Origin of the sequence: Cytobacillus firmus (assembly GCF_023715565.1) — a bacterium.
Classification (GTDB): domain Bacteria; phylum Bacillota; class Bacilli; order Bacillales; family Cytobacillaceae; genus Cytobacillus; species Cytobacillus firmus_C.
The window spans coordinates 20,156-33,775 of record NZ_JAMBOJ010000053.1; the positions used below are offsets into that span (position 1 = coordinate 20,156).

17 protein-coding genes are annotated in these 13,620 nt (G+C 40.4%); 2 read left to right on the top strand and 15 right to left on the bottom strand.

Features of this window, described 5'->3' with window-relative positions; genetic code table 11:
- Positions 1-261: 261 nt before the first annotated feature.
- The 7 genes from M3205_RS18855 to M3205_RS26060 all read right to left on the bottom strand — a co-directional run bounded on the left by M3205_RS18855 (position 262) and on the right by M3205_RS26060 (position 5,836).
- Complete coding sequence (locus tag M3205_RS18855) at positions 262-975, bottom strand: hypothetical protein (protein WP_251171288.1); 714 nt, start codon at positions 973-975, stop codon at positions 262-264.
- Between the two features lie 25 nt (positions 976-1,000).
- The gene (locus tag M3205_RS18860) at positions 1,001-1,204 is read right to left on the bottom strand and encodes a DUF2768 domain-containing protein (protein ID WP_095244694.1); all 204 of its coding nucleotides are present in this window, start codon (positions 1,202-1,204) and stop codon (positions 1,001-1,003) included.
- Between the two features lie 241 nt (positions 1,205-1,445).
- On the bottom strand, positions 1,446-2,507 hold the full coding sequence (locus M3205_RS18865) for an NAD(P)H-dependent glycerol-3-phosphate dehydrogenase (protein WP_251171299.1): 1,062 nt from the start codon (positions 2,505-2,507) through the stop codon (positions 1,446-1,448).
- Between the two features lie 96 nt (positions 2,508-2,603).
- Positions 2,604-3,914, bottom strand: a complete 1,311-nt coding sequence (gene der / locus M3205_RS18870; protein ID WP_095244696.1) for a ribosome biogenesis GTPase Der — start codon at positions 3,912-3,914, stop codon at positions 2,604-2,606.
- Positions 3,915-4,154: 240 nt separating this feature from the next.
- Positions 4,155-4,340, bottom strand: a complete 186-nt coding sequence (locus M3205_RS18875; RefSeq protein ID WP_048008161.1) for a capping complex subunit for YIEGIA — start codon at positions 4,338-4,340, stop codon at positions 4,155-4,157.
- A 3-nt stretch (positions 4,341-4,343) separates the two neighbouring features.
- On the bottom strand, positions 4,344-5,231 hold the full coding sequence (locus tag M3205_RS18880; RefSeq protein ID WP_251171289.1) for a YIEGIA family protein: 888 nt from the start codon (positions 5,229-5,231) through the stop codon (positions 4,344-4,346).
- Positions 5,228-5,836 carry a YphA family membrane protein gene (locus M3205_RS26060; RefSeq protein WP_463674817.1) on the bottom strand — a complete coding sequence of 203 codons (609 nt, stop codon included), beginning with the start codon at positions 5,834-5,836 and terminating at the stop codon, positions 5,228-5,230. Before M3205_RS26060 ends, M3205_RS18880 begins: the two co-directional genes overlap by 4 nt.
- A 145-nt stretch (positions 5,837-5,981) precedes the next feature.
- Here M3205_RS26060 and M3205_RS18890 point away from each other — a divergent pair, with 145 nt between their 5' ends.
- On the top strand, positions 5,982-6,125 hold the full coding sequence (locus M3205_RS18890; protein WP_082138921.1) for a YpzI family protein: 144 nt from the start codon (positions 5,982-5,984) through the stop codon (positions 6,123-6,125).
- Positions 6,126-6,195: 70 nt separating this feature from the next.
- Here M3205_RS18890 and fni read toward each other — a convergent pair whose 3' ends face one another.
- From fni to sleB, 8 genes are all read right to left on the bottom strand, one after another.
- The gene (fni, locus tag M3205_RS18895; RefSeq protein WP_251171291.1) at positions 6,196-7,257 is read right to left on the bottom strand and encodes a type 2 isopentenyl-diphosphate Delta-isomerase; all 1,062 of its coding nucleotides are present in this window, start codon (positions 7,255-7,257) and stop codon (positions 6,196-6,198) included.
- A 12-nt stretch (positions 7,258-7,269) separates the two neighbouring features.
- A complete protein-coding gene (gene rpsA, locus M3205_RS18900) occupies positions 7,270-8,409 on the bottom strand; it encodes a 30S ribosomal protein S1 (protein WP_095244700.1) in 1,140 nt (379 codons plus the stop codon).
- Between the two features lie 254 nt (positions 8,410-8,663).
- Positions 8,664-9,245, bottom strand: a complete 582-nt coding sequence (locus M3205_RS18905) for a lysophospholipid acyltransferase family protein (protein ID WP_251171292.1) — start codon at positions 9,243-9,245, stop codon at positions 8,664-8,666.
- Positions 9,242-9,922, bottom strand: a complete 681-nt coding sequence (gene cmk, locus M3205_RS18910) for a (d)CMP kinase (RefSeq protein ID WP_251171293.1) — start codon at positions 9,920-9,922, stop codon at positions 9,242-9,244. The genes M3205_RS18905 and cmk overlap by 4 nt, the downstream gene beginning before the upstream one ends.
- A gap of 162 nt (positions 9,923-10,084) precedes the next feature.
- A complete protein-coding gene (locus tag M3205_RS18915; RefSeq protein ID WP_251171294.1) occupies positions 10,085-10,267 on the bottom strand; it encodes a YpfB family protein in 183 nt (60 codons plus the stop codon).
- Between the two features lie 90 nt (positions 10,268-10,357).
- Positions 10,358-11,017, bottom strand: a complete 660-nt coding sequence (locus M3205_RS18920; protein WP_251171295.1) for a flagellar brake protein — start codon at positions 11,015-11,017, stop codon at positions 10,358-10,360.
- Positions 11,018-11,151: 134 nt separating this feature from the next.
- Positions 11,152-12,501 carry a germination protein YpeB gene (gene ypeB / locus M3205_RS18925; protein ID WP_251171296.1) on the bottom strand — a complete coding sequence of 450 codons (1,350 nt, stop codon included), beginning with the start codon at positions 12,499-12,501 and terminating at the stop codon, positions 11,152-11,154.
- Positions 12,502-12,515: 14 nt separating this feature from the next.
- The gene (gene sleB / locus M3205_RS18930; protein WP_251171297.1) at positions 12,516-13,364 is read right to left on the bottom strand and encodes a spore cortex-lytic enzyme; all 849 of its coding nucleotides are present in this window, start codon (positions 13,362-13,364) and stop codon (positions 12,516-12,518) included.
- A gap of 75 nt (positions 13,365-13,439) precedes the next feature.
- On the opposite strand from sleB, the gene M3205_RS18935 reads away from it, so the two are divergent.
- A partial coding sequence (locus M3205_RS18935) for a hypothetical protein (RefSeq protein ID WP_251171298.1) occupies positions 13,440-13,620 on the top strand: 181 nt, incomplete at its 3' end.

The following is a 13,620-nucleotide window of genomic DNA, read 5'->3' on the forward strand; positions in this document are numbered from 1 at the left end:
ATTGTTATGACAGTTTTTTTCTTTTTTACCCCCCTATCAGGAAAGTGCACTGCACCTGTCAGCCCAGCTGTAGAGCTCCAATGCTATGACAGTCCGGAATGGACAGCAGGCCATTCCAAATTTCCTTAATTATTTAGAAACTCCCCTGCGCCTTTATTTCTTTGCCTTTATGCTTTTAGTCATTAGTTGAAGAGTGGTTATAAAAATAAATAAAAAAATAACCCTTCTCCTACAATATATTTTGCAGGAGAAGGGTTATGACTATTTCACCAAAAAGATTGGATCATTTGTGCCGGGCTCAATCGTATAAGGCAGTGAATAGGCGGGAACAAAATCAGAATCCTCTACAAGAAGATTTCTAATATCCTTTCCAGGTTCAGGTTTGTTCTTCTTATTCTCCAATGCCTTATACAAATCAACCCGATAATCTACATATACTTCAGCATTGCCGGTTACGACATATGGAAGGCTCTGGCCGCTATAAGGACTGAGGGCTTTTGGCTCTTCCTTAAATCCCAATTTTTTAAAGTCCATTGTATAAACATTTTCAGCTATTTGCTCTTTATATGGCGGGAATCCATGTGCTTTAATCCTCAGGTTAATATCCCTGATTGTTTCAGCAATTCTTAAATCAAAAATTTTCACTTTCGGATCTGTTTCTGCGTCAACAATCACATATTGAAAAACCCCGCCGGATTCAAAGGCATTTCCAGGCGGCTCTGCCATATATTCCGGAGCAACTTTTTTAAAATCGATTGGATATTTTTGATAGATAGGAGTTGTCTGCCCCTTGGTTTTAATCGGCAGAAGACCACCATTTGCTTCCCTGTATTGATCCACTGCAGACTGGACAGATTGAATCTGATCCTTATAGGCTATCTGATTTTGGGATAATTTTTCTTCAGGATACATACAGCCTGTCAGAATCAAAACACCGCTCAGCAAAAGCAAAAACATGTTAAAAGTTTTTTTCATTTAATCAACCCTTTATGTAAAAGTGCTAGCTGCTTGTCGGACCGCTGAACACGACAATCACTATAATAATTCCGCTGATTATCATTAAAAAGTAGGCAACAAATGCTGTAATTACCTTAAAAACTCCAGCTTTCAGCTTGTAGCGGCTAAGATAAATTAATATTATAGATAAAAACATAAATCCCATAGAGGCTAGAGATATCCACATTTTCATTAAAGACGGTGACATATAATCAACTCCCTTTTCCGAAATGTATTATAACATATTAAATGGATAAATCTAAAAGCTTTTCATCACGAAAAAATGAACACAAAAAAACTGAGGCAAAGAAGGGGCAATTCTTTACCTCAGCCATTTGACTAAATAACCCAGCACCCTGTTCATTACACTAGTTTGCTTCGTTGCATTGTATGCAGGAACCTGCTGTCTCGCATCATCTAATGCCTATATTTTTATATTTATATCGATATCAGGTTTTTTTACTCCCGCTTTGATCTTCCAAAACGTTCGCGAGGTCTTCCATCTCATGTGTTTTTCCTCTTCCCATCAGAAGATCAACAGCATCCTTCGCATTCACATTATTAAAAAGAACATCATACAGAACAGTGGTAATTGGCATTTTCACGTCATATTTTTGAGCCAGCTGATGCGCTGCTTTTGTTGTTCTGACTCCCTCTACGACCATGCCCATATTATCCAGGACTTCCTGCAGATTATGTCCCTTTCCAAGAAGGTTTCCTGCTCTCCAATTGCGTGAATGGACGGAGGTACATGTAACGATCAAGTCCCCGATCCCCGCTAATCCGGAAAAGGTAAGCGGGCTTGCCCCCATCTTCATCCCTAGACGGGCGATTTCAGCAAGACCTCTGGTTATCAAGGCTGCCTTGGCATTGTCTCCATAACCTAAGCCATCTGTAATTCCGGCAGCAAGGGCGATGATATTTTTTAAAGCACCGCCAATTTCCACTCCAATGATATCGGGGTTGGTATATACTCTGAAATTGTTATTGATAAATAAATCCTGAATTTTTTCGGCAGCGTCCATATCTTTTGAAGACACCGTAACAGTAGTTGGATGCCTCAGACTAACTTCTTCTGCATGGCTTGGGCCTGAGAGCACCACAACACTGTCCAGAAGGTTTCCGGGCATTTCCTCTTCAATCATTTCAGAAATTCTGAGAAGTGAATCAGGTTCTATTCCTTTACTTACGTGCACAATAGTCAGGGGCTCTTTTCTAATTCCCTTGATCTTCCCGATTACTTCACGAATGGCCTTTGTCGGCACTGCCAAAATCAAGGTGTCAGTTCCGCTTAAAGCCTCTTCAAGCGATGTATATCCCTTTATTTCTGCAGGCAGATGTATTCCTGATAGATATTTTTGATTAGTATGGTGCTTATTAATTTCCTCTATCTGATCAGGATTATGGCCCCACAGTCTGACGTCATGCCCATTATCCGCAAGCACCATCGCCAGGGCAGTACCCCAGCTGCCGGCACCTGCTACAGCTACACTTTCTTTTTTCCGCTCCATTTGATCACTGCCTTTTAATGTATTTGGATGCATTGAAAATTCATCCGATTCTGCCTGCCAGACACATTTTAAAGCTTCCCGGCCGGCGTCATCGCATTATTTTCTTTCCCTTGCAAATATCTTAATAGGTGTGCCTTCAAAACCAAAAGCGTCCCTGATTCTGTTTTCCAGGAAACGTTCATATGAAAAATGAAGAAGTTCAGGATCATTGACAAACACAACAAATGTCGGCGGCTTCACAGCAACCTGTGTGGTGTAATAAACCCTTAGGCGTCTTCCTTTATCTGTTGGCGTTGGGTTCATTGCAATAGCATCCATGACAACATCATTCAGGACGCTTGTTTCAACACGTAAAGAATGATTTTCACTGGCTGTGTTAATCATTGGGATAAGTGTATGAATACGCTTTTTCGTTTTGGCAGAAAGGAAAACAACAGGTGCATAATCCAGGAATTGAAAATGCTCACGGATATTTTGTTCAAATGCCTTCATTGTTTTCTCATCTTTTTCAACAGCATCCCACTTATTGACAACAATTACAACAGCTCTGCCTGCTTCATGAGCATAACCGGCAATGCGCTTGTCCTGTTCAATGATTCCTTCTTCCCCATCAATAACCACCAGGACAACATCGGAACGTTCAATTGCCCTCAAAGCTCTTAGTACACTATATTTTTCTGTTGTTTCATACACTTTCCCTTTTTTCCGCATACCCGCAGTATCGATGATGACATATTCCTGTCCATCCACTTTCACCTTCGAGTCGATTGCATCTCTTGTGGTGCCTGCGATATTGCTGACAATGACCCGTTCTTCACCAAGCATTGCGTTTACAAGGGAGGATTTCCCGACATTCGGGCGGCCAATTAATGAAAACTTAATGACATCTTCTCCATATTCACTTTGGCCATGTTTCGGAAAATGCTTGGCAGCTTCATCAAGCAAGTCTCCAAGACCAAGACCATGAGAACCTGAAATTGGAAACGGCTCACCAAAGCCAAGTGCATAAAAGTCATAAATCAAATCCCGCATCTCAGGGTTATCAATCTTATTCACACCCAGAACTACAGGCTTTTTGGCTTTATATAAAATTTTTGCAACTTCCTCATCTGCGCTTGTGACACCCTCTCTTCCGTTCACAAGAAAGACAATGACATCAGCTTCATCTATCGCAATTTCTGCCTGAAGACGAATTTGATCTAAAAATGGCTCATCCCCAATATCAATTCCGCCTGTATCAATAATATTAAAATCATGTGTCAGCCATTCTGCAGAACTATAAATTCTGTCCCTGGTCACTCCCGGAATATCTTCGACAATCGATATCCGTTCTCCTACAATTCTGTTAAATATCGTTGATTTGCCAACGTTAGGACGCCCGACAATAGCCAAAACTGGTTTTGCCATGAACATCACCCTTTCAATTCTTTATTCTTAAATTGTTAAACTTTGCGTCTATGTTCCAGAAATGCCTTTTACTTAAAGTAAGCATACAGATGGCTGTCCACAATAACACTACATTGATGTTAAAACCATCCAAACCGCTTTACATTTATAAAATAAACCCTTCTCAAAGATAGAAGGGTCTAACTTAGATATTTTAACAAAGAGAAACCTTCACGGCAATGAAAAACTTGGAAACCTCCCTTAATGCTTAACAATTACATATAGTTCTTCTGTTAAGGCATGGGCAATTCCGTCTAGAATTGCTTCAAGATTGGCTGCGATGATTTCCATTTCTTTTTTATCTTCACAATGAAAAACGGCAGTCCCTGACGGTATCTTGGATGGATTTGTTGTAATAGCAGCCAGTATGTATTTTTCAAGCACCATACTCTAACTTCCTTTCCCATTCGTTTGCCGTTCAGAAGGCATCCTAATCGCATTTTCGAGTGTCGGGACTGCCTCGATGACTCTTAGGGCTTTATTAACATCCTTTACCTGGGGCAAAACAAATACCCCAACTCGCCCATCATCCAGATCCCTTTTTGCCAGAGGAACAAGCGCAGGAGTCCCTGAATCCCGGTAAACACCCAAAGCAGTAGAAACATCATGCAATATAGCCTGCCTCTGTCCCAGATTGGCAATAGTGGATCGTGCATTGAAATTTTTTGGATTTAAAATAAAGCCCATGCCATATCGGAGCACTTCCTCTTGCCTTTCAGGCAAGCCTATATTCATAATGTAAATATTGTCCACATACAAGCCTGCTCCATCAAAACGCGGTTCCACAAACTCAACATCAACAATATCCTTCAGCCTTCCACCCGACATTAATTTCGTGGAAACCACTATGGCAAGAACAGCTGCCGCAAGACCTCCCCATATATTAAACAGCAGATAGCCTAGCGTACTAAGCAATGATGTGAAGATTACAAGATAATTCCTGCTTTCAAAGGCTATTGCTACACCTTCTATATATGTTTTTCCTCTCGGAACCATTTCGTAGCTGTCCAGTTCAGTCAGTGTGTTTCTCTCCATATTTCTGACTTCTCTAAACTGGGATGCAGCCAGAGTCAGAAAGGTGATGGCTGTGAAGTCTTCCTCCATAATTGAAGGAATAGCCACCGTTCCAAGGCCTGCAGCAATGAATCCTAAAGCAACATGAATAATTTTCCCGTGCAAATATGTAGGGTATTGACGGTAATCGGTCCGAAGCATATAAATACGTGTCAAGGTTCCTATAGCCAGACCAAAAAGAATCGGGTATGTGTATTCACTCATGATAATTTTTGTTTCTCCCTTTCAAAATGTTTAAAGTTGGCTTCAATGTATTGGACCGCCCAATGCACCGCAATCCATAAAGCCGATATGGAAAATGAAATGCTCATGATATCCAAAAAGGCCAATGATCCAATCGTATAAGGAAAGGAAAATGGTTTAAGGATAAAGGCATATAGAAATTCTCCCTGGATGCCCCCGAGCAATATTAACGGCAGCCTGAGCATTCTGTTTTTTTGCAGGAGTACAGCCATATAAACCATAAGGAATGAAAGCATCCATTCCCGGGGGAAAATCACCCAAACAGGATCAAACAGTTCAAAAAGGTGAAAAGTGACATAGGCCATCATCAGGATGAATGTGCAAAAAAGGAAATAAAGTTTGCTCAACTTTTTTAGTCTCCGAGCGAAAATATATAGTGATACAAGCAAAAAAAGTGCAGCGATACCAATTTCAAAATTAAGGATATTAAGTGTCAAGGGTGACATGATCATTAAGCATAAGATCCAGGCAGACAATAAAAACCTGTATTTATTCGTTCGAGCCATAAAAAAAGTCGCCATAATCCAAACCATCCAGGAAATCCAATAAAAAAATAATCCTTCCATCCTCTACCTCCTATCATTTCCATTATGGCTACTTCGTATGTAAATTAACCCTTCAAATTCAAAAGCATTGCCAAATGAATCCCAGCTGTCTTTTTGCATAATTCTCATGCGCTCACTTCATCTTAATAACATGGAGGTGTTATATATGGGCAAAGACAGACAGGAAAAAAAGCTGAAAAATAGCGGAAAAGTGGAGTCCGATCGCGACCAGGCACTTCATTATCCTGGAGCTTCCAAGATGCAGAGTCCCGAAGAAGCCAGATCTCTGAATGATTCGAAATACAGTTAAGAAAAGCTGCTGCGCCTTGCTATGCACTGCAGCCAGAATGAAAAAAATAGCTCTCGTCAAATGACGAGAGCTATTTTTGGATGGTTCGCCTGGAATATGCTTTTGTCTCAATTCCGCGTTCATTCAGCCAATGATGGGTCCTTCCAGATATGATTATGGGAGACTGCTGGAGTTCCGCGATGCTTTTTGTCCCCAAAGCTGTCATGATCATCTCCAATTCAGAATGAATGTTGTTAATTTCTTCGATAAGTGCCTCAATTCCTTCTTTCATTAGGACCTTTAAAAAGAACCCCGCCATCCCAGCAGCTCCTGCACCAAGTGCAATTGCCTTTGCTATTTCATGGCTTGTCCGAATGCCCCCGGAAGCAATAACAGCAACGCCTGCTTTTAAAGATGCAGCTTCTGCAATGGAGACAGCTGTCGGTATTCCCCATTCATCGAAAAACGTTAACAGTCTATCTCTTCTTGCATTTTCAATACGGGAGAAATTTGTTCCTCCAAATCCGCCGATATCAATGCCTTTAACGCCGACTGATGCAAGCATTGAAGCTGCTTCTTTATTTATGCCAAACCCTACTTCTTTTACTACTACTGGAACTTCGGAATGGGCGACGATATTTTCAATTCTTTTTAATGCACCGCGAAAATCACGATCACCTTCCGGCATGGTCAATTCCTGTACAGCATTTAAATGAATTTGCAGTGCATTTGCTTCAATCATATCAACTGCTGCTTTTGCCTGATCAATTGTAGCTTCACTTCCTAAGTTGCCTAAAATAATTCCTCGGGGGTTTTCCCGTCTGACAACCCGGTAGGATTCTGCTTCACTTGGATCCTTAAGTGCAGACATCTGAGACCCTACTGCCATAGCAAGGCCTGTTGATTTGGCGGCCAAGGCGAGATCCCGGTTAATTTGAACCGTTCTTTCTCCACCGCCCCCTGTCATGGCATTTATGAAAATTGGCGAACTTAATGAAAGTTCGCCAATTGAAGTGCCTAAATCTGCCTGATCAAGAAACGCATCAGGAAGGCTTTGATGTACAAAAGCAATATCGGCTAAACCGGTATTGCTGCTCTGGCCTGTTGCTAAAGCATGCTGGATATGATCCCATTTACGTTTTGATCTGGACACAATTTATCACCATTACTTTTTTAAATTCTTTAGCTGGTCGCCAATCATATCACCAAGCGAGAAGCCTTTTGTTTCTTCAGGAAGTTCATAGTCAGTCACTTCTTCCTGCTCTTTTTCAAGCAGATCTTTGATGCTCAATGACAGGCGCTGATCCTGTTCGTTCACATCAAGAACCTTCACTTTCACTTCCTGTCCTTCGCTTAGAACTTCATGCGGAGTTCCGATATGCTTATGAGCAATTTGAGAAATATGGACAAGTCCTTCAACACCAGGAAAAACTTCAACAAATGCTCCGTATGAAACAAGTCTTCTTACTGTTCCATCAAGTGTACTGCCTTTAGGAGCCTTCTCGCCGATATTATCCCATGGTCCAGGAAGAGTCTCCTTAATGGATAGTGAAATGCGTTCATTGTCGCGGTCGACGCTTAATACTTTCACTTGCACTTTTTGGCCTTCCTCGACAACATCTGAAGGCTTTTCCACATGCTCATAGGAAAGCTGGGAAATATGGACAAGTCCATCGATTCCGCCGATATCAACAAATGCTCCAAAGTCAGTAATTCTTTGAACTGTTCCATCCAGAACCTCACCTGCCTGAAGGGACTCCAGCACTTGATGTTTCTGCTTGCCTTTTTCTTCCTCTATTACAGCACGATGGGAAAGAATCAGGCGATTTTTATCTTTATCAAGCTCAACAATTTTAAATGTCATCGTTTTGCCTTTATAATCAGTAAAATCTTCAACAAAATGAGCTTCAACCAGGGAAGCTGGAACAAATCCGCGAACGCCCAAGTCTACTACTAATCCGCCTTTAACTACATCTTTTATTTCTGCTTCAAAAACTTCACCCTCATTGAATTTCTGTTCGAGAGTTTCCCATGACTTACCGGCATCAACTTTACGTTTTGAAAGAATAAGAGCATCTTCCTCAACTTTTAAAACCTCAAGCTCGAGTTGATCTCCTTCTGATACCGCATCGCCGGCTTTTTCAATGTGAAGGCTTGAAAGCTCGCTGATTGGGATAATCCCATCCAGTTTGCTGTCAGCAAGATCAACGATGACTTGCTTTTCTTCAACCTTGGTAACTTGGCCTTTTACCTTGTCACCCACCTCAAAATTTTTAACTTCTACTTGATTCATTTCCTCTGACATATGTATTCCTCCTTAATCCAATGGCTGCTTTCAAATTTTTAATCTGTATTCAACTGCCTGCCATCCAGGCAAGAACCCTGTGTCAGCAGCAGAAATACTCGAATGGCTAATTATTTACAGGCTATTTTTCAACTGTTTTTGATTATAAAATTGTTCAGTAAAGGAAAGCCTTATTTTTCGAATATTTTCGCCTTTTAAAAAAATGCCTTTTTACTAACTTCTTACAAAAGAAGTTTTTTGTCAAGCAAGAAGGTCTAAGAGTAATCTTCAATTAATTTTCGGATTTCAGACATAATCATTTCGGTGGTTTCCTCCGCTGATGCCTTTCTTTCTCGAAACTCTTTCATATCAATTGGTTTCCCGTAAACAACTTTTAATTTTGAAAAAGCTTTATAAGGACCAATAATAGCGCAGGGAACAACATGCGCTTCCGATCTGAGAGCAAAAAAACCTGCTCCGGCCAGCCCTTTTCCCAGCTGTCCAGTTTTACTTCTTGTACCCTCCGGGAACAGACCTAAAACATTTCCTTCTTTTAGAATTCCAAGACCTTTTCTTAATGCTTCCCTATCACTCATTCCTCTTTTGACAGGAAAAGCATTTAGATGGGGAACAATTTTTCCCAGGACCGGAACATTAAAAAGCTCCTCTTTGGCCATAAAATATACTGGTCTTGGAGCATTAATGCCGACTACGGGAGGATCCAGATTATCTATATGATTGGAGCAAAGGAGAACCCCGCCTTCTTTCGGAATATTCTCCTTTCCGAATACTTCAAATCTATAAATGGGTTTTAGAACTCCATAGACTGCCGCTTTGGCAAAAGCGTAGAGATTCACTTTGAACCAATCCTTTCAATAGCCAGATCCATTATTCTGTCGACTACCTGTCCAATTGACAAGGAGGTTGTATCAATCTCCTTTGCATCAGCCGCCTTTTTTAATGGAGCTACTTCACGTTCAGAGTCCAGCTTGTCCCTAAGAGAGATTTCCTCCTTCAGCTTGTCCAGGTCAGATGAATATCCTTTTTGGATATTTTCGTTATGCCGCCTTAGAGCTCTTTCATCGACAGAAGCCAGAAGGAAAACCTTCACTTCTGCATGGGGCAGGACATGAGTTCCGATATCCCGGCCATCCATTACCACACCTCCATTTGAAGCAAAGCTTTGCTGGCGCGAAACCATTTCTTCCCTAACCAGCTTATGCATGGATACTACGGAAACAGAATTTGTCACTTCGGAAGTTCTGATTTCATTTGTCACATCCTGGCCGTCCAGATAAATTAATTGCCCTTTTTCGCCTGGCTGCAGTTCAATAACTGTGTTGTTTAAAATCTCCATTAGAGAAGCTTCATCTTCAAGGCTTATATTTTTCTTAATTGCTTTATAAGTCAAGGCCCGATACATGGCACCAGTATCAATATATATGTAATTTAATTTCTCGGCCACGATCTTTGCTACTGTACTTTTCCCTGCAGCAGCTGGGCCGTCAATTGCGATTGATATACGTTTACTCATAGTTCCTCCTGTGTAACCCTGGCTGCTTTCTCCAGGTTCATTCCGCTTTATTTTAACATAATAAGTCTTCTTCAGTGCATAAATAAGCTGTATTTTAAGTCTTGCAAATTTTTAAAGCAGTTTTAATAAATTTCACCACAAAAATAAGCAGGCGCCTGCCTGCTAATTATTTTTTCTGAAAGTTTCAAGCAGCTCAGTAAAATTCTGATCTGTGACACCTTCATACTGTGTCAGCTGCTTTAGTTCCGGAAATGCATCCATTTGATGAAAGAAAAATTGAGTGATCAGCAGAAAAACAAATTGCACTATTATTAATTTAAGAATAATCCTCTCTACTGTTTTCATAATAGCCATCTCTCCAACTGGAAATATAATATCAAGTCAAAAGACCTCACCATCTATTATGAGAGACGAATTTAAAAATTATTCCTTTATTCATATTTCCAGGCCTTTTTTCTTCATGGCCAATTGCCTTTCGAAACAAAAACGCAAAAGCAATTGCCTGTCCTGCGGACTTACCTCCATGAATTGAACAGAAATTAGCGATTTCCCATTTCTGGGTTCAGAGACTCTTATTACGTTACTTTTAAGTTTCAAATAATAATTAACACCGTTTTGCATGGCTAATACGAAATAAGTAAGTATCTTCATATCGGCATTTAAGGAACTGTCCATCTTAGCGATGATTGCAGCCCCGCCTGCACTTATATCATCCGTAACGGATACAAATGGAGAGAACTCGTTATTTTCTGAATGGATTGCAACATCAACTGGTGTTTCTATCCGGACAAACTGCCGCCTTTGAATTTTCACTAAATGTTCATCCCCGGGATATGATAAAATCATCATCGGGATTTTTTTCTTAACTCTTCCTAAAACTTCGCTTTCAAAAAGATATACCGTACCATCATCAGCTAAAAAGGTAGCCTTCAATTGTGTACCATCGACCAGAAATGCTGTTTTATTCGTTTCCTGATTTATTGGATAATCAATATATAAGTTATTTCCTTCTCTTTCGGTAAGCTTACATTTATAGTTTTCAGGTTTTTCGGAGTACGTCAATTCGAGCATCAATGCTTCACCAATATTTATCACACTTCCACACTTCCCCATAGTAAAAGGATAATCTTGTCATTTAATTATGAACGCTACATAAGAATCCTGCAATAACCTTTTTGCTTCTTTTGAGCAAAAAGACCTAAAAAGAAAGAAAGCCTATCCGGCTTTCTTTACACTACATCTTCATATATTGGTTCTGCATTCTTTAGCTTTTCTACTTTTTCTTCCTGGCCTGATTCTGCATTTATATAAATTCTGTAGGTGTCTTCACCCAATGTGCCTAAAAATTCATAACAGAAAACTTCCTGATTCAAATCGTTAATGATTATTGCCTGCCTGTCTTCCATAACTTTCAGTTGCGGATTCACCTTGGATCTTGCCTCTTCCACAGTAATCCCAGGCTCAGGAATTTCACGCTGGTGATGAGATTTTAAATAATCTTCGGCAGAAAAAGCAGTCATCCTGCCATTGTCAAGCGCAATTTTCACCCGAATGGAGTCCGGATAAACCCTTACACCCTTCTGATTGGAAACAAAGGTGAATACCCCTAAATTGTCATATTGGGCACTCTCGAATAAATCCAGATCTTTAAAGCCATTGTCCTTTAGAAATTTAACCGCATTATTGCTTGCCTCATTAAGGCTTACTTTTTGTTTCGCCACTTTCCGGTCCAGGATATACCAGATTGGATAGCCGCCATTTTTGGTAATATCCATATTTGCTTCTTCTTTAGTTTTTTTGTTTTGAATACTCACACTAAAAAACCCATAATCCGATCCTTTGCCGTTTTCTGTCACTCTGATATCCGCATTCTTGCCAAATCCTGCATAGTGCCTGCCAATACGTGCAGCTTCTTCTTCTGTTATTTCTTTGCCCTTAAGATATTTAAAGTTTTCATCCTTTTTCTGCATACTCACAAATGCGGGTCCAAAGTCTGTTTCTCCATAGCCTTCAACTGTCTTTTCCACTGTCTTAAATCCATCTATGATTGTATTATCAGCAGGCTCTTTATTAGACGCAAGAGCCATTTCTACATCCATCCATCTTAAATTCTTTTCGAGCACCATATGCTGTACTTTACGCAAATCTTTCTGAACATCAGCAGATTGCTTATATAGTTGTTTTAGCGTTTGGTATTCCTTATCTGATAATGGCTCCTTCTCTAAATCTCTTACTGCTGTCCGATAACTAAAATCTCCGATATTAGATAAAAACTCTTCGGTTTTATTGAAAGGAAGAAGTGTTAGAGGCAGCTGGCCCACGTCCGAGTGGGCTTCTGAAGTCAATCTCCATACTTCCGCCAATTCAGGTGAAAGTGAAGCTCTCGAATTCATCGCTAAAGTTGTTCCAATTTTGTCATGCAACAGGTCGACTTGATATGTTAAATCATGAAATGCTCTTTGATAATTATTTTCCGCATTAATGAGGATTGCATTTTTCTCCCGGTGTTCCTGATAACCCCAAAACGCAGTACCGGCAACACCCAGTGCAAGTATCCCAATAAGAATTCCTCTAAGCATGATTATTCACCCCTCTATTTACAGAATATATGTTTTCCAATCCGCTTGATTTGCGGCCGTGACCAAATCCATCCGCTTGTAGCAGTATCCGGATTAAAATAATACAGCGCCTCTCCTGTCGGATCCCATCCATTAATCGCATCCAGTACTGCTTTTTTTGCCGTCTCATTCGGCGTTAGCCATATCTGTCCATCAGCAACAGCAGTAAAAGCACGAGGCTCAAAAATGACACCAGAAACAGTGTTTGGGAATGAAGCACTGTTTACACGGTTTAAGATAACTGCAGCAACTGCCACCTGGCCTGTATACGGTTCCCCTCTTGACTCTCCATAGACTGCATTGGCCATTAGCTGGATATCATTTTCCGAGAATCCATTCGGGACATTTGAAGCAGTGGGCTGTTTGGGAGCTTCCTGCTGCGATGCTTTTTCCCCTGTTGACCCTTGCTGAGGCTGAGGCTGAGGCTTAGTCTGTTTGTCAGTTTCCACCCCACCATAATGGGTAAATTTATTACCCTTATTGATTTGTTCTTTCACATACTGTTCATTATATTTAGATGCTTTTACGAGCTTGTTTTTTGTTTCCTGGCCTGCAAGCCCATCAATGGGAAGTCCAAATTCATATTGGAAGTTCCTAAGCGCCCAATAGGTTCCCCAGCCAAATACTCCATCGATTTTCCCGTTGTAAAAGCCTAAATACTGCAGACGTGATTGAAGTTCTATTACATCGTCACCCACAGCCCCGTGTTGTATCACCTGATTTGAAAAAGCATTGGCTTTTTCCATATTCCCGCTCAATGGAATTCCCAGAACACAAAGGGAGATTATGAGTAACACCTTTCCTGCCATAAATTTCTTTTTCATGGATTATAACCTCCAAAAGTCAATCTTTTATCATTGACACTATTTTTTGTAGTCTCTGGCTTTTTATTCAATAACTTGAATCATTTATTTAAGTTTGCGGCAAATAAAAAACCCTCCATCATGTTAATGTCCCCTTTAAGTAGACATTCAAAAAAACCTTCATGTTACCATGGAGGAAAGAATACTACTTGGAGGGGATTTTTTCTATGGCAAAGAAAGGACAAACTTTTAATAGCTATTCGGAAGAGTTTAAACA